We start from the raw sequence: 25,434 nt of genomic DNA, 5'->3' as shown, positions 1-25,434 counted from the left end.
GAAAAAGCAAAGCACTAAGTGCTTTGCTCCTTATAAAATTCCTTTTAACTTTTCACCAATTAACCTCGCTACATACTCATAGCCTTCTGGTCCAAAGTGTAATCCATCTTTTTCACCATTTTCTACAAATCTTTTATAATCCCGTTCTTGAATCATTTCAGCGAATACGTTTAGAAAATAACTTCCTGTTTCCCTCGCCACTTTCTCCACCACGTCTGCATACTGACCAAGCACTCTATTTGTTCTATTACGCTGTCTTTCTTCATCAACTGGTGCAGGACTAATCAGTAGTACTTTATCTGATGAAATATGGTTCACAATCTTCTCTAAGTTTTCTTTATATGCTTGTAATGACACTTGAGAAAAAGAAACTGCATCATTCGTACCAAGAAAAACTGTTACGAAATCTGGTTTATATGATATTACATCTTCTTCAATCCTATTTAACGCATCAAATGTATTATCCCCTGGAACACCTGCATTCACTACTTTCCACTTCGGAAACATCTCTTGCAAACGTGGTGTTAATCTCGGCATTCCATCAAAAAATGTTTCATCAGCTGTAATACTATCTCCAAAGCATACTAACGTTTTCATTAAGCTACTCTCCTTTTACGTATGAAACAACTTTCCTTCTATTGCTTTTATATATCTTTCAGCAGAACGTTCAACTGCCTCATTTGCATTTTCTTTTACTACTCGATGAAAAGCATTGTATAAACGATTAAACTGTAACAGCTTCACTCGGTTCACCATTTCTTCCACTTTTCTCGCTGGTAATGGAATTAAGTTTGGATAGCTGTACATAAAACTTACCCACCGCTCATCCGCTACAACTTGAATAATATCACCTGTTAACAAAATCCCTTTTCCGTCATTACCTTCTTCCCAATGTAAGACAGATCCACCTTTAAAATGTCCCCCTAAACGATGAATGACTAATCCATCAGCTAATTGTAAAGACTCACCAGACCAATAAATAATACGACTACTCGGACGCATCACCCACTCTTTATCATCTTCATGTATATAAATTGGTACATCAAATGTCTCTGCCCATTCTACTTGCGTTGAATAATAATGAGGATGAGACAATGCAATCGCATCTAATTCGCCAAGCTCTTTTATTTTCGCAATTGTCGTTTCATCTAAATACGTAATACAGTCCCACAGTAAACGATATGACTCTGTTTTCACTACAAATGCCGTTTGACCGATCGCAAATCCTGGTTTTGTCGTAATACTATAAAGTCCATTTTCCTCTTTGATTATTTCATTTTTATATGTATCATCTGTTTGCAAATTTTCTAAAGTCGTCCAAGACTGCCCTTTCGGATTCACATACTGCCTTTCTTCATCACAAATATGACAACTCACCGGTTCTTCTACACTCGCTGCATACTGCACGCCACACGTTGTACAAACGAAATTTTTCATCATAATTTCCCCTATCCCTATATTTTTATTAAGCTGATTTTTGTTGATAATGATCTGCTTTTTTATTTTCAATTAATAAACTTATAAAAGTAAGTAAATAGACAACTGTAACCGATAATGGAATGACAGTAAATCCTTTTTCTGCAAAAAGAATCCCGCAAACTGACGTTACGAATACAGTCCCTACTGATAATAAACCATAACTTTTGCTTTCATAAATCCATACATACGGGATAAAATGAACTCCTATTAACATTGCTACTACAAAAGGTAACCATTCTGGAAATTGAAAATAGGCAAGTAATACAAGTGGAATATTCAATACATTTATCCCACCAATTAATCCAGCCAAAATCCCTAACGGATTTCCTTTCGCAAACATATCAATTTTCAATATAGCAGCTATCATTAAGCCAAAAGGAAACACACAGCCCATACCGATTAAATATACCCACACCACTTGTTTTTCAGAAAGAACAAATCCTGTTATACTCATAACTACCCAAAATAAAACGCCGGCTAATATAATCGGTAAGCCTCTCTTCGTTTTTATTGCTAAATCCTTTTTCGCTTCTGCAACATTCATCTCACTATCTCCCCAAAAATATTTGTACTATAAAGTCACCTCAACCTCACCCATCCAATAACGCCAAGCTTCTAAATAATCTTTTAAATCTTTCGGGTGGTGCCGTAAACATGTATCTATACGAAAATATAATCCTATGACTATTTCTTCATATAAATCACGGTCATTTTTATGAAATACACATTGTTTCATCGCATAACCAATCGTTTCTTTTGTTAAATCTTCCGGAGTTGAACAGAACGCATAAATTAAATCATATATAGGATCTCCTAACACTGGTAAAGGATCAATTACACCGTGCAGTTTATTCTCTTGAAATATAAAATTATGAAATCCAAGATCACCATGCAATAAAAACGGCTGATTTATTCCAGCGTCCCTATTCGCTAACTTAAGAACCGTTCTATACTCTTCTTCACTTATGTAACGTCTTACATTTTCATGAGCTTCTATCACATTTGTTGTTAAAAATTCACTCCAAGATTGAACCGAATTTTCTTTCCATCCCCAGCCATCAACCTCTGTAGCTACTTCATACTCATTGATAACTTCTTTTACAAGTTTACAAAGAACACTCCGTTTATAGCCTAGTTTGCAAGAAGTTGTGCCCTCAAGGAATGAGTAAACAATATAGCGATTTAAAGGTTCCTTATATAAAAGCTTTGGAAATAATTCGTCCTTTTTATAAAACTGAAGAAAATAAGCTTCTTCACGTATGACATCCGATTCATTCAACTTTACAACGTATTGTTCATCTAACAAATATATAGTACTTGCCGTTCCCCCGTTTAATGCTTTTACGCTATTTGGATAATGTGAAATAACTTTTTCCTTAACTAGTTGTGCAGTGATTATTGAAATGTCCATTCTCTCACCCTTTAATTCGGAAGATTCCCTTAATTCAAAAGACAACTTTACTATTATTTTACAAACGCAAGGGAAATCCTCCCAACCATCCTAATATAACAAACAACAATTTTATTTTATTACAATGGCTTTCTTCCATATCTCATTTATGATAACGTGATTTTATCACTCTAAATGCTCTTCATATACTCTAATAATTTCTATTGCAGGGTCTATGTCTTGTAATTTATGAGCCAAACTTTCTACACCAAACACTTCTGTAAACGTATGACTGCCTACAATTAAATTAATCCCTTTAAATTTCGCATGTTGAACTGTATATAATGTTTTTTCACCTGTTATGTACGTGTCACACCCTTTTTCTAATGCACGTTCAATCAAATTTGTATTGTTTCCTGCACCGGTTAAAATCGCGATTCGTTTTACTGGTTTATCGTGATTTCTCCAGCTCTTCACTTTCTCTTCCATTCTTTCTTCAAGTTTTCCAACTAAGTTTGAAAAAGGAATCGATTCTTTATATTCTCCTATTCCCGGTAGTTCTTCTTCCTCATACGTGGAATATTCCAGTATTGTATCTATCCCAATTTCGTTAAATAACGAAGTACACGTGCCAAACTTTACAAAATCTAACGGCAAGTGAATCCAAAAATGATTCATTTCATATTGCTTCAATTTCTCAATACAAGCCTCTTCCATACCAAATAAAAAACGCCACGGCGCATGATGTGTAACTATCATATCGACTCCATTTTTATACGCTTCTTCAATCGTCTCTACTGTCAAATTTGTTGTGTAACCGATTTTGTGAAATTCATCTTTACTTATATGAGTAAAACCATATTCACCATCGCCGTATTTATGAAGGTCCTCTCCAAATAGTGATGTTATATGTTCGTTAAACTTCTTTATATTCATTTTATTTCTCCTTTCATTTACTTTTATATTTCAAAAATAAGGAAATACTAAATAAAAACGTTACATACATATAGGAGGACACCATGAAACCTGAATTTTTAAAAGCTGTACATGATGCCATTGGAAACGTCGAACATATTCATATAGAAGAAAGCGGTGCTGACAGCTTACTTATCCATCATGATGATGCACAGCAATTACAACAAGTCGCTAAAACGCTAGAAAATAACAATTTTCGCTCTGCTTTAAGAACAACTGGAGATGCTTCGTATATTGAAGTGTTGAACAGATAATGAAAGTCCGGATGTATGCCGGGCTTTCTTTTTTATATTAAAACTTCAAACTCTTTCACATACACCGCTGTTCCAGCAATATCTATTTGTAACTTTTCGTTTTCTATCCCTTTCGTTACATAAACAGTTACACGGCCATCTTTATTTATTTCCTGTCCTTGCTCAACGATTAAACCCAATTCATGTTCAAAATCTTTCTCTAAATACTCCGCATAATACGCTCCCATTACACCTGAAGCTGTTCCTGTCACTGGATCTTCAATCGTCCCAGCATAAGCTGACGAGAAATGACGGCCATGCATTTGTGCTAGTTCATCATAAGTTTCTAGACAAATTGGGTGAATAGAAGCATTAGGTATTTCTTTTAATACCGATGGAAATGCAGCATTATTAGGTTTCATTCTCTCACACGCATCTAGATTTTTAATCGGCACAATTACAGTCCAGTTTCCTGTACTTCCATATACTATCGGTAAACTTACATCTAAATCATTTACTTCTAAACCAATACTATGAGCTAATTCTTCTTTTGAACCTGCAAAATCTTTAAACTGAGGTGCTGTCTGCCTCATTTTAATAAAGGTTTCTCCATTTTCATTTACACCTATTTGTATTGGTAAAATCCCTGCCTTCGTTTCAATCGTAAGGTTACTTTTCTCTTCTAATAAACCTTTTTCGCGCAAGGCATATATCGTCCCTACTGTCCCATGACCACATAAATCCATTTCAAAACCAGGTGTAAAATAGCGCATTCTTATATCTCCTACTTCTGAGGAAAGAACAAAAGTTGTTTCGTTATATCCAACTTTTTCAGCAATAATTTGCATTTCCTCTTCCGTTAATCCATCTGCTTCTAATACAATACCTGCTGGATTTCCCTTATTTGGTTTATTCGTAAATGCGTCGTAATGAAATACGTTTATAGTCTTCATTTTCTTTTCCCCTTATTTGTCCATTTCTTTATTTTTATAATCAATAAGAAAATTGATCTAACCAACTTTCATCATCATCATTTTGGAACGGACGGATCATCAGTCTCTCTGTCTCTACCTGTAATAGCGATAGCTTCATTTATATCTCTTCCCTCAATTGTTTTTCGAATATTCTTTATTATTTTACACAAAATACAAAATCTAGTAAATCATTATGTTTTTGATACATAAAAACCCAGTCATGCCTTATACATAACTGGGTTCTCCATCGTTTTATAATTTTCTATTTCACAAGAACCGCATCTCGTAATTCCCTCTTCAACACTTTTCCTAAAGCGTTTTTCGGTAACTCGTCTATGAATACTACTTCTGGTATTTTATAACTTGCTAATTTCTCTTTACAATACTGAAGAATACTTTCTTCTGTTAATGTTGTTTCGCCATCCTTCACAAGATAAGCTCTTGGAACCTCACCCCAAAAATCATCCGGAACTCCAACTACTGCAACTTCTAAAACACCATGTATTTCATGAATAACATCTTCTACCTGATCTGGATATACGTTGTCACCACCGCGTATAATAACATCTTTATATCTTCCCATAATATGCAGGAATCCATCATCATCTATCATGCCAGCATCACCCATGTTAAACCAATTATCTTTTACTACCTTCTTTGTCGCCTTTTCATTATTCCAATATCCTTTAAACATGTATGGACTTTTCACATGAATCTCTCCAACTTCATTTGTTGTTAGTTCATGTCCTGTTTCCGGATGAACAATTTTCACCTCTACATTTTTCAAGGTCTTTCCTACAGAAGACATCTTTTCTTTTCCCATCATTGGATGCCATGAGGTTACAACCCAACCTTCTGTACTACCATAGCCTTGCACCATATATATGCCTTTTTCCATATATTTTTGAATGAGTGTTTCTGGCACTTTTGTACCACCGCTTTGTGCTACTTTAAAGGTTGAAATGTTACGTTCTTTTTTATTTAGTTCATCAAGCATGTAACTATAAACTGCTGGGAAAGCAAGCATCGTAGTAATTTTCTCTTCTTCAATCTTATCCCAAATAAGAGCAGGATTCGAATCAGCTAAGAAGATCATCGTAACGCCATGATAAATACAATTTAAAATAGAAAGCACGCCACTCATATGAAACAATGGATGCACAGATAAAAAGCGTTCACCTGCTGGGATTTCCCTTTGTCCCGCAATTTCAGCAAAATAGTGATGTAAGTTTTTATGTCCAATTACACATGCTTTCGCCTGTCCAGTCGTTCCTGAAGTAAATAAGTAAATGGCATCGTCTTCTTCATGAACTTCTACGTTCGGTTCTGTCGTTGGCTGTTTTTGCAACTCTAATTCAAATGAACCAAAACCTTCTTTTGTCGTTTGAATTACATAAGGAATTTCTTTAACAGCATCAACCTTTAATAACACTTCACTAAATTCTTCATCAATAACTAACACTTTTAATTTCGCTTCTTTTACAATCGTTTCTAATTCATATACAGTAAGCTGATGATTTAGTGGAATAAATACCGCTCCAATTTTTAAACTTGCCATCATAACGCTTGGAAATGGGTGATTATTTTTGCATAGTATTCCTATACGATCTCCTCTTTGCACACCATTATGTAACAAATAATGTGCAAGCTGATTTACTCGTTCATTATATTGCTGAAACGAATATCTTTTCTTCCCTCCTACAAGCGCTTCCAAATTTGGTGATTGCATTGCCCTTTTTTGTAGTAATTTTTGCATCGTTCTCAAGTAAAACTCCCCTTTATATATGTTAGGCTTTTTATTTTACCAGATTAACTATTAATTTACTAAAGATTACACTTAGTGAATATAAGAAAAATATAAAATAGCCATTTACTTCACAAGTAAATGGCTATTTTTCATTATATATTAGAATACTTCTTGTTCATTACATATTGCACATACTCAGGTGCACTTTTATCAATCTCTTCATCACTTAGTTTATATTCTGCACCATATAAATAAAAGGAAGGTATAAATTCCATACCTGTATATAGGCATGTAGCTTGGAATGGTTTCGTCAACTCATCCATTGTAATCCCACTATTTTCATAGTCTTTTTCTAATCCACCTATAGAAATAGCTACACCAAATTCTTTCCCCTTCACTTTATCTCCTTGTGATCCGTACGCAAATCCATATGTTAATACATCATCGAACCATTTTTTTAATAATGGTGGTGTGCTGTACCAGTAAAGCGGAAATTGAAATATATATCTGTCATGTTCTACTAATAACTTTTGCTCTTCTTCAATATTAAACTCCCAATCGGGTGCCACCTTATATAATTCATGCACCGTAATTTCATCTGAATGTTTCTCAAGTTCTTCTATCCATCTTTTATTAATTTTTGATTTTTCAATATGAGGGTGTGCTACAATTACAAGTGTTCTCATCATTTTCCAGCCCCTTTATAAATTAATCAATCCTTTACGTATTAGTATGAATGAGTTACATATAATTGAAAAGTACGTACTTTCAGGTACTATAGGAACCTTGAAGTACCTTTGGAGGTGTTATATGAATCAAAATGATGATTGCCCAATTGCAACAACACTCGATGTAATCGGTGGAAAATGGAAAGTTCATATTTTATGTATTTTATCGGATGGAAAAATGCGAACAAATGAAATTAAACGAGAAATCCCAAACATTACACAAAAGGTTCTTACACAACAACTTCGGCAACTTGAAGCTGATGGGATTATCTATCGTACCGTATATCAAGAAGTACCACCAAAGGTTGAGTACACCATAAGTGAATACGGAAAATCTTTAATGCAAATAATGAATGATCTGTTTGAATGGGGAAAAGATCATCAGATTAAAAGATTACATGACTAAAAAAGCACTATATACTTTGTTTAATCCTCTACATTCATATTTTTTATTTTTATAAAGTTTATTTTCATCATTTTTTAGCTAACTTGTTTTCTTAGATTGATGGACGTGACCCCACATCCATCAATCTAAAAAGATACAATTAGAAAAATGAGATTTCTATAAAGTTTCGCATATAAACACTACTTCCGCCTCATTAAACGCTCGCTCTACTTTTTCTAATCTCAATTGTACGTAAGCTATAAAGAAGCACCCCTAAACCGAGAATTTTTTCATTATTAGACGCATTAGAACCTAAGGTAATAGTAGGTACATTTAAACCCATAAACCTTTCACTCCATTCTATAGGCATATATCCCTGCTTACCAATTGCTAATGTACGTCCATCTATTGTACGGAGAGTACTTTGAATAAAATCAAACTCAACTTCTACATCTGACAATTTTGTGGCTTTATCTGTCATCAAAGTACCTCGTATCATAGTAAATCCTTGTATCATTTTTTCTTTAAACATACCAATTTGGTTATAATTCGAGTCATAAATTACCCAATCATATCCGTCCACTTCAGTATGAAAATAAGCTAGAATTTCCCCGCTACTCGTTTCTAATCCGTAAACATCTTTATTATGTAAAAAAGGTATTACTGAAAAAAGAATATTTGATGAAACCACCTTTGTTCCTGCTATATACTTACCATCAGGATGATATAAACCAAATTGCTTGTTTCGTTTAGGTAATTCTAATACAACTAAAGTATCAACATCCCAAAATGTTGCATTACTTTTTATCATATTCTTTTGTATCAACTTTCCTTTTCTTAACTGCCAAAATCCAATTCCAAAAAAGATAGAAGCAGCGATAACAAAAAAGATAAACTGCCCCCAATTAATATGTCCCCAATCTTCATATACAGCGCATAAAGCAAGAATAAAAATACCCGTCCCAATTAACAGTTTCATCTTTCCTTTTCGCTTATAGTAATCAAATAATTCCATTTCTATATCCCCCTTATTTTTGTTCCCCAACTATTAATATATCAAAAACATAGAATGCCCTCTATTCAAAAATATAAGTTCTTCCACTGTCCAGTTCATTGGAAACAAAGTGATAGTCGGCCTTTTGAGCTCAAACTCCTGAGAAAGAATAAAAGCGAAATCAATATTTTTGTATTTTAGAGATAATACCATATCACCATCAAGCTAATAAAAAGATACTCCTTCAAAATAAAAAACGCTATTCTCTCTGTAAAATCATAGAAAAGAATAGCGTTTTTTATTTTGAAATAGAAGTCATTATTTAAACTAAACATGCTAATATTGATTTTGTGCGATTGTCAGTTACCTCATAATAAATTTCTAATCCTTTCCGAGTACCTGTAACCATTTTAGCAGCTTTTAGTTTAGATAAATGTTGACTAATTGTACTTTGAGGCATTTGTAAATCCCCATACATTGTTGTTACATTAGTAGGACCTTTTGCAAGCATTATTTTTACTAAAGATAGACGAACTGGATGCGCCAATACCTTTAACACCTCAGCGATTTCTTGAAACATTTCTTTTTTTTCTTTCATCTTATTTCTCCCCTTTTATATACATATTTATGTTATCCATATATATAATTCGAAGGTATATGCGTTTTTGTGTCCGTCATTTTAAAAAAATATAAAAAAAATTTAATCCGAAACTAAAGGATTAGCTTAACATAATGTCTCACCATTAATGAGGAATAGGAATCTCATTATAGAAGCAGCAGTTTTTATGCTACAACTCTACATTCAACTAACTAAAATCAATGAAAAAAGAGCAAATAGTCTGCTCTTTTATGATGCCTCCTTATGTTCCGTGGAATGTTTAACACTCCCCAGTCTCTTTAGTTTATTCCACCCTACCGCTACTCCTCGAAGCGATGAGAATATAGATTTAATGACAACATAAGTCATAAATTGACGATAAATAAAACGTTGTAAAATTAACCATGCCAATGGTTTTGGGTTCTCTTCCTCTAATTTAAATGCGAACAGAGAAGCGAGAAGATCCATTAAAAAGAATACAAGATAAAACCCTAAAACTTTTAGCGGATTACTACTAAATAGTCCTATAATCATTAATATATCTGCAAAAGGAGCAATGAATTGCAGAACATATTGGAATAACCACATATTAGGCAGTGCAATAAACCCTAATGTTTTATGTTTTGAATTACACAACGCTTTTCGATGTTTCCAAAGACATTGAAGTGTACCATATGACCAACGATATCGCTGTTTAATGAGACTTTTCACATCCTCAGGTGATTCCGTAAAAGCATGCGCTTTTTCTTCATATACAATTCTATGCCCTTGACGTAAAAATGTAATAGTAAGATCCGTATCTTCTGCTAATGTATCTTCGCTTAAATATCCAGATTCAACTACATTCTTCTTGCGCCACGCCCCAATAGCTCCTGGAACGACTGTAATACAATTTAACTCATCAAAAGCTCTACGTTCTAAATTAAACCCTGTAATATACTCAACATGTTGCCAAGTAGTTAACAAATTCCGTCTATTCCCCACTTTGACATTACCTGAAACTGCAGCTACATTCTGATCTTCAAAGTGTCTAACCATTAAAGAAATAGCATCTTGCGCAATAATAGTATCCGCATCTAAAGTGACAATGATTTCTCCTCGCGATTGTTGAAACCCTAGGTTCATTGCCGATGATTTCCCGCCGTTTTCTTTCTGAATGAAACGAACTTTAGGGTGTTTATAAAATGTTTCTTTCATTACTTTTGACGTACCATCTGTCGATCCGTCATCCACAACAATAACTTCAAATTCTCTATAATTACTATTCAAAATTGAGTGAATCGTCTTGGCTATCACCTTTTCTTCATTATATGCCGCTATGACAACACTAACAAAAGGTTGATAAGACGAATTAATATAGCGAGATAACGTTTTTCTTTTCTGCTTCCATGCAAAATAAATTAAGAATAAAAATCGAAAAATCCCTAATCCAATAGCAATATAAAAAATAGTTGTTAATATATGCTTAAAATATCCAGCTCCTGAAAAGACAGCTTTATTGTAAAGTAAATATTGCTTCCCCTCAGAAGAAACAGGAGGCATAATTTCATCTCGTTCTTTATTCATTAAATCTGAAATTGTTACAAAACTATATCCATGCTTTTTTAAGTCTTTAATAATGATTGGGAGCGCCTCTACTGTATGGGTACGATCCCCTCCCGCATCATGGAGAAGAATAATATTTCCCTCTCCCTTATAAATAGGATTAAGAGCACGTCTTACTAATTCATTTGTTGATGGTGTTGCCCAGTCTTCGGGATCAACTTTTTCCGCTACCATTGTATAGTTCATATTTTGTGCACGTAAAATAGGCAATATTTCATTTGATGAATCCGGGTTAGCATCCGCTTCATATGGCGGTCTAAATAAAACCGTAGAATGTCCAGTTACTTCCTGAATTAAACGTTGCGTCGTATTAAGTTCTACTTTCGTTCGTAGTAAAGACGTATCAGCTATGTTAGGATGCTTGAAAGTATGATTCCCAATTTCATGCCCTTCATCGTATATTCTTTTTACAATACTAGTATTTAGTTGTGCGTTTTCACCAAGTACAAAAAAAGCAGCTTTTATTTGATTCTCTTTTAATATATCTAATATTTCTGGCGTATATTTCGGGTCTGGTCCATCATCAAATGTTAATACTACTTGTTTCCCATTTGGTTTTCCATATCGTTGCACTTCATATGCAGATGGTAAGGATTGATATACTTCATCTGTAATATAACCATCTTTGCCTACTTTAAAATCTCTCAATCCATTTTTTCTTTCATTCTCAATCTGTAAAATTTCACCTTGTCCAGAATAATTTACTTCATCTAAACTATTGATTTTATGTAATACATTAGGATTTTTTTGTGCCTCAATAGGATTTTTTAAAACTTTCCATATTGTAGGGTCTTCTGCTCCTAGTCTCCATAATGCAAAGCCCTTTGCATTGTTCTCCATTGCAATTTTCACTTGATTATAGAGAGTAACACTGTCTAAGAACCAAGCAGTATGTTCTTTCTCTCCTGTTTTATATCTAAAATAAGGATTTCCACTACTCTTATCCCATTGAATTTTCATATTTGAACCTTGAGCCATTGCCATAACTTCTGAAAAAGTTAATGATTTCGCAGCTTCTTTACTATTTACTTCCCAATCATATCCATAGTTACCGAAAGCAACTATAAGCTTATTAGACGGAATATTCAGTTCTTTCAATGTATGTTGGAACCATTTATTTGAAGCAATTGGTCCTGGTTCCCCGGCTCCATAGTGCTCATCGTACATCATTACAATCATTCGATCTATTATTTTTGCTAACGCACTATAATCAAAAGCCTTATCATTAGCTGGAACATCTTGTGTAACGAGCAAATCATGTTCATGAAATTCCGTAGTAAGTTCTTTCATAAAATTTGTTAAGTTTTCTCTATCACTTTCAGGTACGGCCTCAAAGTCAATATTAATTCCTGAAAAATGATTCTTTTTAACTTGGCTTACTAAATCATTAATAAACTTTGTCTTTACATCATTTGAGGAATTCAGTAACTTATGAATTAGCCCACCATCAGGACCAGAAGCTTCCTCAGTATAGTTAGTAAGCAAAGGCATAATCTTCACTTGATTTTTTTCTGCCAACTTTACTATCTCAGGTTTGATCTCACTTCTAATCGTTAAATCTGCTTTTAAATGATACCACTCTGGTACTAACGTAGTTAAGGAATCGATATTTTCTTTTAAAGAAGCGGTACTATTTTCATCCCAGTTTACGTAAAAACCATACACTTCTTTAGGTTGTTTACTATCCTTCGGCGGATTCACCAAATTTTTATTATCCTTCGTTTCAGTATTTGGGTTAAATTCTTCCTTCTTTAACTGCTGATCACTAAGTTTTTGATTAATTGGTACAAGTTTAGTATCTTGTTGTACAGCGGTATTCATATTTGGAATTTCTGGTGTTGAAAAAATACTTTGAAAGAAAAAATAGAATACAACACCTACACTAACTATTGAGATACATAGAAACGAAATAAAGGCTATGTTTCTCCTTCCTTTCGGATCATAAAAAACAGGTTTTTCTTTATCTTTGTCTTGTTGAATGTTTTTCTCCATTATATTTTTCACATACTCCTTCTTAATAGAACTATAAAATAATAAAGTGTAACTTTAATCAGCCCTCACCAATTGGGCATTTACAAGCAGCCCAACTCCCACCTAACTTCTTTGCCCAGCCAAATTTTGAGATGGGAGTTTTACTGCCCACAATAGCGAGAGAAATCCTTTTAGCTTTGAAATGAATCTCTCACTTCCATATTCTATTGATTCTTCTTTTCATTCCCTTGCTGGTGGCCTCTATTTTCTTGTTGAGACCCCCTACCATTGTTCCCTTGCTCGTTTCCACCATTTTCTTTCTGGGATCCTCTTCCATTGTTCCCTTGCCCATTTCCATTATTCCCTTGTTGTGACCCTCTTCCGTTGTTTCCTTGCTCGTTCCCATTATTTCCTTGTTGTGATTCTCTTCCGTTGTTCCCTTGTCCATTTCCATTATTTCCTTGTTGTGATTCTCTTCCGTTGTTCCCTTGCCCATTTCCATTATTCCCTTGTTGTGATCCTCTTCCGTTGCTCCCTTGCCCATTTCCATTATTTCCTTGTTGTGATCCTCTTCCGTTGTTCCCTTGCCCATTTCCATTATTCCCTTGTTGTGATCCTCTTCCGTTGTTCCCTTGCTGATTCCCATTATTTCCTTGTTGAGCTTCTCTACTTTTATTCTCCTGTTGATTCCCTCTATTTTCTTGCTGAGATCCTCTTCCATTGTTTTCTTTTATTTGCTTCGATGGCTGTTCCTCTGTTTTCTTTTGTTCTTTCTGCTCTTGCTTTTCATATTTTTTTTCGTCTACAGGAGATAAATCCATTGATGCATCAGGAGATGACTCCGGCTGTGATTGCACCTCTTCTTCATTTCCCACCGGATTAGGCGGCGTGGCAGGAGGAGTAAGCGATTTGTTTTTCTCATTCTCTTGCTTTATATAGACACCTGTGCCAATTCCAGCTTTTCTAGCATTCTCTCGTACTTGCATCGTGCTACTTTGATATTCAACTGTAATATGTTTTAACTCATATTCTTTCTTCAATTCTTTCATTGCCTTTTCTAACTGTGGTTCTAGCGCCTTGTCCTTTGCAACTGCTGTTAGCATAACTTGCTTATCATTCGTTAAATACTTATCCTCTTGACTTTGCTTTATAATAGTACGTATTACTTCTTGTAATTGTTTATTTTCCCATTGCTTCAATTCTTTTAAAATACGCCTTCCATCATCATTACAAGCCTGTAAATCTATAACACGAAAATCCTTCGTTACGCTCACCTCTAAACTTGGATTTATATCAACTGAGACGTAAGCAAATACTTTTTCTTCTGGTTGGTTGTAGAAAAACAGCACTGCAAATAGAAAACAAGCAACAAGTATTGATGCAGGTTTTAAAAAGGAAGGGATCGAAAAATGCGATGCTTTTTGTTCTTGCTCATCAAATGAGATTTCCTCCCCGATCATGCAAGAATCCCCTTTTCTTTTACACGTAATAAACTCTCCATTTGGTGTTAAAACAACTACCCTATGCTTTTTTATATCCATCACAATTCCTTTATTCATCATGCTTTTCCCCTCTTATGTAATCCAGAATATATGTATAGTTGTTTGCAAAAATAATACACATTGCAATAATGTATTTTCTATGTCGTTCCAACGTTTTACGACTTACTCTAACACGCGGTTCAATATGTTTAAGCGGTAACTTTTTCTTTCGGAACAGCTCTTCCATCATTTCCTCTTCTTTTATAATAATTTTTACAATTTCTATTAAGTGCTCACGCGTATCACGATGCTTAGGAGATTCTTTAGCAAGCTCTGAGAATGTGATTTTAAACTCAGCTAGCACACTTTGAAAATGAAGAATTTCCTCCTTACGGTTACTATTTTCCATCTCTTTCATATACTCCGTAAGCGACACTTGCATTTCTAACATTTCCTCTTGCTCATCTTCTTTTAAAAAGACAAAGTTATGTTTAGACTCCTTACGTATATAGTCAATTACATCTCTTTTTATAAGAAGATCAGCAAACGCTAAAAAGGATTTTCCTTTTGTATAGGAATACTGTTCAATTGCTTCGTTAAATGCAAACAATCCAATGCTATATTCATCATCCTGTTCTGTAATATATCGGCGGCAGACAGATGAGATTGATTTTCTAATAAAAGGCTGATACTGTACGATAAACGCTTCTTTATCTTCTTCGTTGTTTTGTATGTTACATACGATATCTTCTATTTTCGGTTTTCTTAAGATCTTCATTACTAAACTCAACACTTGTAATCTCCCAGCCTCCTTCAAATAGCAAAATGGCCACTACAAAAGTGACCATTTAACCAGATTTTCTTGGTACTTTTCTTCGGTCTTGTTTTCTTGCTGTTAGTTATATTTTTAGAGTCTAACGTTTTCTTAATGATTTTTCCTTTTCTCTCGGCACTAAAGTTAAGTTTGTATTTTTATCTACTTTCTTATTTTCTACCGTTCGTTTTGCTTATTCATTTTCTATTTTATCTGCAATCCTTGAATAACTCTTCTCTATATAATTGGTAATTTCATCCTTCCGTTTTGGATGCCACTTAATCTAGTAATTTTATTAATACTTCTATATTCTTTCATAGTCATTTTTCTTCTATTTATTTTTTTCACTATACATATTCGGAGGAGTACAAAGTTTTATGGGGGTCAAAAAATATTTTTATAAAAAAATACATATTTATTTCAAAAATAAAAACCATCAATTTGAAAAAGGGTAATCAAATTGATGGTTTTCTTATAATATCTATTAAATTAAGTTGGATTCTCATTATATCTAAAAAAGTACTAGCTCTCCCCTGCAGATTTTCTCCATTTTCATCTTTCTTGGTTATCATAATATGTCTTATCTGCGTATTTTCTATCATTTCCTTTTAGATAAGCTAAAATTACTTTTGGATTTTTAAGTAAAGTCCAGTCTCCATATGTATCAAATCTTCTGCATGAAGTTATCATTCCATTTTTAATAGTACCGAATTTCTTATTATTTTTCTTTCCCCACTCTTTTAAACGTTTAGCGAAATCTGCATCTTCTGCCATAAGCATGTTTTCATTAAATCCGTTGATTGCCATAAAATCTTTTCTATAGCACCAAAAAATCCCTACAGATATAGCTCCGTACTTAAAAAGTAAGGGGATTATGATTAACATTGCGGAGAGAAATATTCCTAAAGATATTCTTTCAAACTTCCCATTTACCCCACCACCAATGTATGTACCTGAAGCTAAATATTTATCTACATTAGACAACATAGACTCTGTCATTATGGTATCAGCGTCTATAGTGACGATTATTTCTCCATTAGCTATTTTAGCCCCTGCATTTCGAATTTTAGATAAGTTTTTATCGTTATTTTTCAATGTAACACAATTATAAGATTTTGCTATTTCCTCTGTTTGATCTGTGCAACGATTTAAAACAACTATAACTTCCGTTTGCTCTTTATATGCCTCTGATGCCTTTGCAATTGAATCTAAACATTTTCTAATGTACTTTTCTTCATTATGCGCAGGAATTATAATAGAAAACTTCACATCTTTTTTCAAATTAACTTCTAAAGATTCGTTTGTCTCAGTCATAATATTCCCCCCTTATTTTATAAGGTAAATATCTGTTATACATAACGTATATTAAAATTCAATAAATTATATGATAGGAACTGCAGGTAAACTATTACTTGAGTATTAAAAAACAAAAACGTTATTCTTTCTAAATAAGCAAAATTACTAGAAAGAATAACGTTTTTTATTAGTTACATTAATATTTTATTCGTTGCTTTATTTCTTCAAAACGAGCATGTATAATTTTTCTGATATCTGGATGATTCTTATATAAAGTAACAGTATACATGATGGAAGATGCAAGAATAGTAGACCATATTAACCAATCTCCAGCATGAGAAAGAACTTTAATTATTTCACTCGTAAATTCTTCCTGTCCGTCATGAAATATATAGCTGAGTAGTTACCTTATTTTTCAAAAAAAATTCTGATTATTTCTTTTTCACTTCTTCTACAAATTCCCATGTCTCTCCGTTATCTTTTGATTGATAAAGTGCACTACTATCGCCATTGTAGTCTCCATCTGCCCCTTGTCCAACTAACATATTAAAAACCCCATCTTTCTCATATGGCATACTAGGTGAATCAAAAGGACTTATTGTGGACTGTGTATGATCTAATTTCACTTCATGCGGCGGATATTCTACCTTTTTGAAAGATACTCCCCCATCATCTGTGCGATATAACTCTCCTTCATTACCAGAAGGCCTAATTGCTCCTAAAAACCCAAGTTTATCATTTATAAAAGTGATTCCTGATACACTACCAATCCCCCCATTAAATGGGTCTGGATTGATAACCTCCCATGTTTTCCCTTCATCACTAGTCTTGCTTAATGAATAAAAGGCGCTCCCTAATGCTTTATCTGTCATATTTAGTTTATAACCAACTTCTTTCGATAGGAAAAACTGTTCTTTTTCATTCTTTAAATCTTGTTGTTTCTTCTCTTTAAGCATATCTTCTTTTGGAGGCGTCTTTGATTTACTCCAACTTGCGTCACTTATTAAATTATATCTAGCAGGGACTAGCTCTTGCTCTTTTCCAGGGACAAATATAGATACAGTATATCCAATGATATCAGAAGCTGCTTTTTTAAGACTCTGCCCCTTACCATCCTCAGTAATATTAATAATTCCCTCTGTATTGGATCCCCAATTTCTTTTTCCATAATAAATCAACCCATACTTACTTTCATTCCATTTTCTAACCGTTTGCTTAACTGGAATCGCCTTAACCGTTTCAATTAAAGGTTCTACTAATTTATCATCATTATAATCAGGCTTTGCGTATCCGTCTCGTATTATAGTAATACCTTCTGACTTCTTCTTATTATAAGAGATTAAATAAGTTTCTTCTTTCCCATCATCATTTTTCCCATAAACAAATGTATCAAACGCTGTGATTGTTCCATCTGAATGAAATGTAAGATCAAAATCAGTTGCCATATACAATTTCTTTGGCAAAGGATATTTTTTATTTATATCTTCAAAAATACCTTCTACTCCAGACTTATATATATTATTATGTTTAAGTTTAACTGACCTTTCATGTTTTAACTTTTCTATAAACCATGCCAATTTACCATTGTAATTTATTGCACTTTTATAAATCTGCATCCCATAAAATGATGTAATTGCAACAATAATGATAATAGAAATGGATCTCCATGCTATTGAATTTGTTAATTTTTTAGATTCATATTCTCTATTTTTTATCACCCGCATTGTAGTAAATGTAGTTATGGATATAAAAAGTACTATACATAATAACAAAATGTAAATATTATAATTCATTCTTCCGTACTTACAGTATAAGGCCAACTCATAACAAAAAATCCCATATACAATTATTAGTATTGGATTTGTTACTAATGACAGAAGTATCCTTTTTGTATTTTCTCTAAATATAGAAACCACCCCTAATTACATGAATTACTGATATTAAGTATACTTTATTGTAAAGTAACAAAAAAGCTATTTAATCTTGCCGCAAAAAATACAATAGACATATGAATATTATATTCATGTTAAAAAGGCCAACAATCCAAGATTGTTAGCCTCTACTTCCCATATTCGTACCTTTTATCACTTTACTTCCTAACAACTGGAATCCACATTTCACCAAACACTAAGCCGTTTCTTTTCCCCATCTCAACCGTCGTATTTGGTCCACCAACATAAGCAAACTCATTTGCATCTGGTAAAGCTTGACCGAAGGCGATACCAGTCAACTTATTACTTAGCTCTTCAGCCGTTTTGCCCTCCCCTTTCACTACTAAGTATTCTCCCCTCGGAAACTGGATTACTCTAGATTCTTCTTCTATTTGTGCTTCTGTCATGACACCCGCATAATACATCATTTTGTTATTCACCGCTTCGCTCACGGAAAAAATGTATTCATTTGTAGCTAAAGCTTTTAAAGTGTCCAGCCTTCCATCTTCTTTAACAGCCGACCAAAATTCTTCCTTTTCTTTATTTATTCCAGCAAAGTCTGTGTATGCACTCTTAATTTCAGTTCCAATACCTAACACAATAAAGCTATCTTTTTCTTCTATCGTATAATTTTTCATATTCAAAACCTGCCTCTTTTTTTATTAATCAAACGATTTATCTTTTCATCTGATACGTTTATAATACCTTTAAACCATATCAAAAAATGATACTGTTTAGGAGACTAAAATGAAAAAAGTTGAACGGATTAATACAATTATGCGGTATATCAACAACCGCTCTCACTTTACAATTTCTGAAATTATACAAGAATTTAACATATCACGGTCGACAGCTATTAGAGACATTAGAGAAATTGAAGCTATGGGAATGCCACTTGTCGCTGAAGTTGGGAGGACCGGGGGATATTTTGTTATGCACAACTCTATCCTGCCCGTTGTTCGCTTTACTGATAATGAAGTAAAAGCTCTTTTTATTGCCTTTATGGCTACGAGGAATCAACAACTTCCCTACCTAAAGAGTCGTCAATCTTTAGCCGAAAAACTACTAGGACTCATCTCAGAAACCCAGCAAGATGATCTCGTTCTTTTAAATCAACTCTTGCTTTTCCAAGGGACTAACCCTCATAATCCCGATCTACTTGAGCTTTCTGATCTCCCCCATCCTATGTTAGAAAAACTCATTCAAATCCTTCTTTTGGATAACCATTTATTGATTACCATTAAAGAAGATGAAGAAATCAAGACTTATCCAATTTATCTATTGCACCTTTATCAAGAAAAAAGCCATTGGATCATTGAAGGGTTTGACTTAAAAAAAGAAAAGAAGATGATGTTTCCTGTCGATGATCTCATTAATATCGAACCATACACGACGAACAAAAGGCTAAATAAGAAAAAGATTTTAGAAAAACTAAGTAAGAAGGACGAAATAATCAACTTGGTACTTGAACTTGGACCAAAAGCAATTGCCCAGTTCAAAAAATACCATCCTTTAAAAATTTCAATATCTTATACTAATCCTTACCAATCCACAGCCATTTTAAAAACTTTTATCAATGTTAACAATCCCGATGAAGTGACGGAAATAATAAATTGGCTGCTTTTTCTAGGGAAGGATATTAAAATCAAAGAAATACCCGATGAAGTATTAGCAGATTTACAAAAACGAGTGTGCTTATACATTCCATAAGCAGTGAGCCTCAAATATTAAGCTTTATCACTGGATAATTATCCTATTTTTAAATACCATTTCATTTACTACAATGAGAGCATGATAAATAATAAAAGCACGGAAAATCTCCCGTGCTTTTCTAAATATATATTATTCCTGAAGGTTTCGTTTATCACGTTTCTTACCCTAACTGACGTTTAAATGCTTTACTGGCGAAAAAGTAAGAGATGACCATTATACCTACGCACCAAGCGAGCGCAATCCAAATATCGTTTCCAACAGTTCCTTCATATAAAAGAGCACGAATCGCATTCACGATTGAAGTTACAGGCTGATTCTCTGCAAACGCACGAACAATTTTTGGCATCGTTTCGGTAGGCACAAAGGCCGAACTAATAAATGGAAGAAAAACTAGCGGGTACGAGTAAGCAGTCGCCCCTTCCATAGACCTCGCTTTCAATCCTGGAATGATAGCTAGCCATGTTAGCGCTAGCGTAAACATCCCAAGTATCCCAGCTACCGCGAGCCAATCTAGAATATTAGCACTGGAACGGAAACCCATTAAGAGTGCAACAAGAATAACCACCACGATAGTAAGTACATTAGCAACCAGAGAGGTTAGAACGTGAGCCCACAATATCGATGAGCGCTTAATAGGCATCGTAATGAAACGTGCCATCAGCCCACTCTTTACATCCGTAAATAGTCGAACGGAAGTGTAAGCTACACCGGATGCGATAGCCATTAGCAAAATTCCCGGCAATAAATAATTAACGTAGTTTTCCGTTCCAGTTTTTATTGCGCCGCCAAACACGTAGACAAATAATAGCATCATCATAATCGGTGTAATCGCCACTGTAATAATTGTATCCGGACTGCGCATAATGTTACGCATTAAACGACCTAGTAATACACCTGTTTTACTTTTCATTTACATCTCCTCCTTTTTTCCAATGATCGCAAGGAATATTTCTTCCAATGTCGGTTGCTTCTCGATATACTCCACTTTTGCTGGCGGGAACATCTCTTTTAGTTCAGCAAGAGTACCTGTCGTAATAATTTTTCCGCCATGCAAAATAGCGATACGGTCTGCCAGTTGTTCTGCTTCCTCCAAATACTGAGTCGTAAGCAAAATAGTTGTACCGCTACCAGCAAGTTCCTTGACTGTATCCCACACTTCGATTCGCGCTTCAGGATCAAGTCCAGTCGTTGGTTCGTCAAGAAAAATAACTGCTGGCGCCCCAATCAAACTCATCGCGATATCAAGCCGGCGCTTCATCCCGCCTGAATACTGATCTGCCCTTTGGTTTGCCGCATCAGTCAGGCTAAATCTTGCAAGTAGATTGTCAGCAACTTGAGCAGGATTGGAAACACCACGTAATTTGGCGATCATTATCAAGTTTTCCCTCCCAGTCAGCATACCGTCTAAAGCTGCGAACTGCCCTGTCAAACTGATACTTTGACGAACATGATCTGATTGACTCTGTACATCAAATCCACAAATACTTACTTCACCGCTATCTTGCTTCATTAGTGTCGAAAGGATGTTGACCGTTGTCGTCTTTCCCGCTCCATTTGAGCCTAGCAGCGCGAAAATTTCTCCACGCTGCACCTCAAAATCTACCCCTTTTAAAACTTCCTTATCTTTAAAGGATTTTTTCAAGCCTTTTACAGAAATCGCTGCATGACTCATACTTTTTTCCTCCCTATAAAAATGTTTTGCGAAGACTATTTATTTACCTCTATCTATTTAGTATCACTGATATTCTGTATTACTTAGTACCGAGTTAAAAATATAACTGAATAGCTATGATGGCAATTCATATGTGTAACCAGCTAATCAGTCTGTACTACTTATTCCATTTATTTTTTTCTCAATTTCTTCATAATACTTTCATTCAAATCTTCACGATACTTGGAGACGTAAGTTTTAGCATTTGCCACTAGTTCGTCAGCAAAGGAAGCCACGTCATCCCCAGTAATGTCAAGCACTTGTCTTCCTTCCGCTGCACCCGCTTCGAACAAATCGATTAATTCATACTGTATGTGTAACATATCCATCCCGTTACCCGCTGAAAAATTCCACATGTAGTTTTGAATTTTCTTAAATACAAATTGGTAGTCCTCTGGCAGAGCCTCAACTCGTGCCATCATCATTTTGTACTCTTTTTTATCACCAATTAACTTTTTGAACATTTCTAACATCTTATTTTCCTCCTTTTTTATAAAACCGAACAAGAAATTCCCAAAGTATCGGCCGGAACATTTTATCTTATGAACCTATTTTGACTTCAAGACGTTAATTTTTGACGATACAAAATCCCATTTTTCCCAAAACAATTCAAGCTCCTGGCGGCCTTCTTCATTTAATGAATAAAACTTACGAGGCGGTCCCATATCTGATGGTTTCTTTTCAATATTCACAAGCTTTTTCTTCTCTAATCGTACGAGGATGGTATACACCGTACCTTCCACAACTTCGGTAAACCCAAGATCATTCAGGTGGCGGGTAATCTCATAGCCATACGTTTCACGGCGACTAATGATTTCCAGTACACACCCTTCCAGTGAACCTTTCAGCATTTCAGTTAAATTTTCCATGTCCTGATCCTCCTTTACCCCCTATTCTGTCTGACTTATATTCAGTATCACAGAGTACTAAGGCGAATTTTTTACTGAACAGTTTTTGTGAATCCGAACTATTCAGTATCACTTATTACATCTACATTGTATGACTAAGTAGTTATGGATGTCAACTTTATTTTCAAAAAAATTAAAAATCCGCTTTACCCTAATCGGATACAGCCTACTTTTTTGTTGTAAGGACCATCACACTAGCAAAACAGAACTGATTCAAAGTGTAATTTAAATCAGCTCTGTTTTATTGTTTTTATACCGATATATCTTGTTTTTTCACGATACAAATTGTTTCTCACTACCATTCCCATTGCATATAAAGCATAAAGGCAAGTGCGGTCAGAGAAAATTTCCAGAGATTATCCGTACATGATACGAGCCCCTAAAATACAATTCTGTTAGAAATCTGTTCTCTATATTCTCTTTTATTTTATTTCTGATAGTTGATTAGCAACACTATCTAAAAATTTTTCTACCTTTTCTTTTGATGTATCCGGCGCATGATAACCGATCGTAAATGTAAGCCTTCCATTATAAGAGCTTGCTCCCATTGAAAAGAATGGTGCATACATAATAGGTGATGCCATATACCCGTCCTCAGCTTGAATTTGACCAAACTGAATAGGTTCCTCAGCAATCACTCCCAAATTTGTCAGTAATGGCAACGCCATCCCCATCTGTACAGCCTGTTCATATTGCTGATTATACATTTCCTTCACTGTAGATAGCTTCATTTCTGCCAGTAACTCCATTCCTGCTGCTGAAGAAAGACCTGGATTTTGAGACTTTATTTTATCCATTGATTGTTTAACTCGAACAAGAGTCTGCTTAAATGTTTCATCGTCTTCCATTTTAATCACTGGCATTTCCATACCGGATAAGTTGCAAATAGCACCAGTTGTATTATTAGGCAGATATCGACGTAAATCAATTGTCAAACCAATCATTTTTTCTGCAGTGCGAGGTTCTGCATACACAGTGAAATGTGATAAAACTCGGAAGTAAGCAGTCATGATTACATCATTCAAGGTAACCTGTTGTGCTTTTGTCCATTGGGTTAAACGTAGAGTTTGCTTATGGCTCAATCGCCGTACGGACATTTGGGGAAATTTATTTTTGTTAGGTTGAGATGGAAAAGACCATAACGATGCCTGTTGTTCTTGGTTAGGACGATACGCACTTTTTATGTCCGATATTCCAGCGTATTTGAATACATGTGATTGATCTCGACAACTCTCATTTCCCTCATCAAATTCCTTTATAATTTGCTTCTTAGACCGTCCCAATGAAAGGTGAGTATATATTGTTCCAAGCAATTTTATATATTCCTTGACTCCTGCACCATCTGAACATAGATGAGACAATTTCACAACTAACATATCTATTGTAGTGCCCCGTAATAATTTCGTTTGAACCATAGGCCCCTGAATACGATCACCAGGTTCCTTAATAAAATCTATTGCCATTATTTCAAGTTCTTGATTATTTCCTTCTGCAAAAAAGCAAATAGATGAGTTAGTGTCAGATGAATGTTCCTCCCAGTAAGGAATATCATTTTCTACAAACCGGCTGTTCAAAACTGGTTGCAATTGCAACGTTATCCTTACTGATTCTTCAAGTATTTCCTTAGATATACCTACAGGAAAATAAAGAACTGCATTAATTTGTTGATCTGCAGAATAAAGACCTAATACATAATTCATTCGATCTTGTGGTGTTACTGAATACTTTCTTTTCTCCATAATTCCGTCCCCCTTTAGGACTTTTTGTATAACCCTATTTTCCATATGCTTGTAATTTTTCTAGTCATTTTTCTTCAAGAGCTAATAACGCTTATTTTTCGAATTTTTAACAAAATCATCTTCTCCGTATTGGTTTCATTCTTTTTACAGGTGATATATTCATTATTTTATTGTTATTAACACTGCCTAACCTCACAATAAAACCAAACAAAAATAAATTAAGTTTACATATACATAAACATTTTATTATAACGTCTACAAATTATCAATACAGCAAATAAATCATTTTTATGTCTGTCAATAAAAAACAATATATTCAAGGGCCACTTCATAATAAAAGATTGATGTGCATGTAAATGTACCCATATCACTTTCAAAATAAGAATGAGAATTTTTTCAACAAAAATAAGATGCAGTTATTGATTTTACAGTAAAAAAAGCCCCTCCATTTTGAAAATGCGCAATCAAAATGAGTAGGGCTATTTCCAATTTAAATTTTATAAAAGAATGATTATCATAAATAATATTTTACTTTTTAGTCTACCTTATTATTTTCAATCCATTTTCCTAATAAATGAATGGATTTTATTCCTATAATTTGAGGTGGTATCGTTGGTTTTTAAAAATAGAAAGCTTATTTTCAAATCAAATGAAAAAGAGGTAAAATTATAGATATTCATGTAGAAATTTCGTTTTGGGGATACTTAAAATCTTAAGGTGATGGGCATGTGGTGTTATACTTTAAAAGCTCTATAAATTTTA

Annotated in this window: 24 protein-coding genes and 2 pseudogenes; 3 read left to right on the top strand and 23 right to left on the bottom strand. The window is 34.2% G+C overall.

Annotated features, from left to right (window positions below):
- Window positions 1–30 precede the first annotated feature (30 nt).
- The 5 genes from HMAS_RS07570 to HMAS_RS07550 form a co-directional block, all read right to left on the bottom strand.
- Window positions 31–597, bottom strand: coding sequence for an SGNH/GDSL hydrolase family protein (locus HMAS_RS07570; RefSeq protein WP_000855202.1), 567 nt, complete (start codon window positions 595–597; stop codon window positions 31–33).
- 15 nt (window positions 598–612) lie between these two features.
- Window positions 613–1,440: an MBL fold metallo-hydrolase gene (locus tag HMAS_RS07565; RefSeq protein WP_070180363.1), complete on the bottom strand. Its 828-nt coding sequence runs from the start codon at window positions 1,438–1,440 to the stop codon at window positions 613–615.
- 25 nt (window positions 1,441–1,465) lie between these two features.
- Complete coding sequence (locus HMAS_RS07560) at window positions 1,466–2,023, bottom strand: DUF7010 family protein (protein WP_001099749.1); 558 nt, start codon at window positions 2,021–2,023, stop codon at window positions 1,466–1,468.
- 27 nt (window positions 2,024–2,050) lie between these two features.
- Complete coding sequence (locus HMAS_RS07555; protein WP_025708814.1) at window positions 2,051–2,890, bottom strand: phosphotransferase; 840 nt, start codon at window positions 2,888–2,890, stop codon at window positions 2,051–2,053.
- Between the two features lie 165 nt (window positions 2,891–3,055).
- Window positions 3,056–3,805 (bottom strand): Nif3-like dinuclear metal center hexameric protein, encoded by a 750-nt coding sequence (locus HMAS_RS07550; protein WP_048535856.1) that lies wholly within the window; start codon window positions 3,803–3,805, stop codon window positions 3,056–3,058.
- Window positions 3,806–3,888: 83 nt separating this feature from the next.
- On the opposite strand from HMAS_RS07550, the gene HMAS_RS07545 reads away from it, so the two are divergent.
- Window positions 3,889–4,098 carry a hypothetical protein gene (locus tag HMAS_RS07545; protein ID WP_000801653.1) on the top strand — a complete coding sequence of 70 codons (210 nt, stop codon included), beginning with the start codon at window positions 3,889–3,891 and terminating at the stop codon, window positions 4,096–4,098.
- 32 nt (window positions 4,099–4,130) lie between these two features.
- Here HMAS_RS07545 and HMAS_RS07540 read toward each other — a convergent pair whose 3' ends face one another.
- The 4 genes and pseudogenes from HMAS_RS07540 to HMAS_RS07530 form a co-directional block, all read right to left on the bottom strand.
- Complete coding sequence (locus tag HMAS_RS07540; RefSeq protein ID WP_048535858.1) at window positions 4,131–5,030, bottom strand: PhzF family phenazine biosynthesis isomerase; 900 nt, start codon at window positions 5,028–5,030, stop codon at window positions 4,131–4,133.
- Between the two features lie 46 nt (window positions 5,031–5,076).
- Window positions 5,077–5,169: pseudogene (locus HMAS_RS27905) on the bottom strand (N-acetyltransferase); the annotation flags it as partial.
- A 144-nt stretch (window positions 5,170–5,313) separates the two neighbouring features.
- On the bottom strand, window positions 5,314–6,807 hold the full coding sequence (locus tag HMAS_RS07535; RefSeq protein ID WP_080350264.1) for a class I adenylate-forming enzyme family protein: 1,494 nt from the start codon (window positions 6,805–6,807) through the stop codon (window positions 5,314–5,316).
- Between the two features lie 143 nt (window positions 6,808–6,950).
- Window positions 6,951–7,484 (bottom strand): NAD(P)H-dependent oxidoreductase, encoded by a 534-nt coding sequence (locus HMAS_RS07530; RefSeq protein ID WP_016123075.1) that lies wholly within the window; start codon window positions 7,482–7,484, stop codon window positions 6,951–6,953.
- Between the two features lie 124 nt (window positions 7,485–7,608).
- Here HMAS_RS07530 and HMAS_RS07525 point away from each other — a divergent pair, with 124 nt between their 5' ends.
- Entirely contained in the window at window positions 7,609–7,932 is a 324-nt protein-coding gene (locus HMAS_RS07525) for a winged helix-turn-helix transcriptional regulator (protein WP_001072958.1), read from the top strand.
- A gap of 193 nt (window positions 7,933–8,125) precedes the next feature.
- Here HMAS_RS07525 and HMAS_RS07520 read toward each other — a convergent pair whose 3' ends face one another.
- The 9 genes and pseudogenes from HMAS_RS07520 to HMAS_RS07475 form a co-directional block, all read right to left on the bottom strand.
- Window positions 8,126–8,926 (bottom strand): hypothetical protein, encoded by an 801-nt coding sequence (locus tag HMAS_RS07520; protein WP_006924244.1) that lies wholly within the window; start codon window positions 8,924–8,926, stop codon window positions 8,126–8,128.
- Window positions 8,927–9,227: 301 nt separating this feature from the next.
- Entirely contained in the window at window positions 9,228–9,503 is a 276-nt protein-coding gene (locus HMAS_RS07515; protein ID WP_000660066.1) for an ArsR/SmtB family transcription factor, read from the bottom strand.
- 249 nt (window positions 9,504–9,752) lie between these two features.
- On the bottom strand, window positions 9,753–13,100 hold the full coding sequence (locus HMAS_RS07510) for a glycosyltransferase (protein WP_061113143.1): 3,348 nt from the start codon (window positions 13,098–13,100) through the stop codon (window positions 9,753–9,755).
- Window positions 13,101–13,303: 203 nt separating this feature from the next.
- On the bottom strand, window positions 13,304–14,641 hold the full coding sequence (locus tag HMAS_RS07505) for an anti-sigma factor domain-containing protein (protein ID WP_116344738.1): 1,338 nt from the start codon (window positions 14,639–14,641) through the stop codon (window positions 13,304–13,306).
- Window positions 14,631–15,353, bottom strand: coding sequence for an RNA polymerase sigma factor SigI (sigI, locus tag HMAS_RS07500; protein ID WP_002082432.1), 723 nt, complete (start codon window positions 15,351–15,353; stop codon window positions 14,631–14,633). Before sigI ends, HMAS_RS07505 begins: the two co-directional genes overlap by 11 nt.
- A gap of 573 nt (window positions 15,354–15,926) precedes the next feature.
- Entirely contained in the window at window positions 15,927–16,688 is a 762-nt protein-coding gene (locus HMAS_RS07495; protein WP_048535870.1) for a glycosyltransferase, read from the bottom strand.
- A 178-nt stretch (window positions 16,689–16,866) separates the two neighbouring features.
- Window positions 16,867–17,058 (bottom strand): annotated as a pseudogene (locus HMAS_RS07490) (hypothetical protein); the annotation flags it as partial.
- Between the two features lie 43 nt (window positions 17,059–17,101).
- On the bottom strand, window positions 17,102–18,586 hold the full coding sequence (locus HMAS_RS07485) for a WD40/YVTN/BNR-like repeat-containing protein (protein ID WP_074619281.1): 1,485 nt from the start codon (window positions 18,584–18,586) through the stop codon (window positions 17,102–17,104).
- Between the two features lie 173 nt (window positions 18,587–18,759).
- Window positions 18,760–19,239: a GyrI-like domain-containing protein gene (locus tag HMAS_RS07475; RefSeq protein ID WP_000801022.1), complete on the bottom strand. Its 480-nt coding sequence runs from the start codon at window positions 19,237–19,239 to the stop codon at window positions 18,760–18,762.
- A gap of 109 nt (window positions 19,240–19,348) precedes the next feature.
- Between HMAS_RS07475 and HMAS_RS07470 the strand changes: the two genes are divergently transcribed.
- Window positions 19,349–20,311: a helix-turn-helix transcriptional regulator gene (locus HMAS_RS07470; RefSeq protein WP_044306819.1), complete on the top strand. Its 963-nt coding sequence runs from the start codon at window positions 19,349–19,351 to the stop codon at window positions 20,309–20,311.
- A 163-nt stretch (window positions 20,312–20,474) separates the two neighbouring features.
- Here HMAS_RS07470 and HMAS_RS07465 read toward each other — a convergent pair whose 3' ends face one another.
- The 5 genes from HMAS_RS07465 to HMAS_RS07445 form a co-directional block, all read right to left on the bottom strand.
- Window positions 20,475–21,224, bottom strand: a complete 750-nt coding sequence (locus HMAS_RS07465; RefSeq protein ID WP_000837816.1) for an ABC transporter permease — start codon at window positions 21,222–21,224, stop codon at window positions 20,475–20,477.
- Window positions 21,225–21,986 carry an ABC transporter ATP-binding protein gene (locus HMAS_RS07460; protein ID WP_000017473.1) on the bottom strand — a complete coding sequence of 254 codons (762 nt, stop codon included), beginning with the start codon at window positions 21,984–21,986 and terminating at the stop codon, window positions 21,225–21,227.
- 170 nt (window positions 21,987–22,156) lie between these two features.
- Window positions 22,157–22,498 (bottom strand): DUF1048 domain-containing protein, encoded by a 342-nt coding sequence (locus HMAS_RS07455; protein ID WP_000891986.1) that lies wholly within the window; start codon window positions 22,496–22,498, stop codon window positions 22,157–22,159.
- Between the two features lie 75 nt (window positions 22,499–22,573).
- Complete coding sequence (locus HMAS_RS07450; protein WP_000429487.1) at window positions 22,574–22,894, bottom strand: PadR family transcriptional regulator; 321 nt, start codon at window positions 22,892–22,894, stop codon at window positions 22,574–22,576.
- 461 nt (window positions 22,895–23,355) lie between these two features.
- The gene (locus HMAS_RS07445; protein ID WP_000415478.1) at window positions 23,356–24,672 is read right to left on the bottom strand and encodes a condensation domain-containing protein; all 1,317 of its coding nucleotides are present in this window, start codon (window positions 24,670–24,672) and stop codon (window positions 23,356–23,358) included.
- Between the last annotated feature and the right edge of the window lie 762 nt (window positions 24,673–25,434).

Origin of the sequence: Bacillus sp. HMA207 (assembly GCF_003402455.1) — a bacterium.
Lineage (GTDB): Bacteria > Bacillota > Bacilli > Bacillales > Bacillaceae_G > Bacillus_A > Bacillus_A cereus.
Note: the sequence above shows the minus strand (reverse complement) of the source record. Positions and strands in the feature narration are given on the sequence as shown.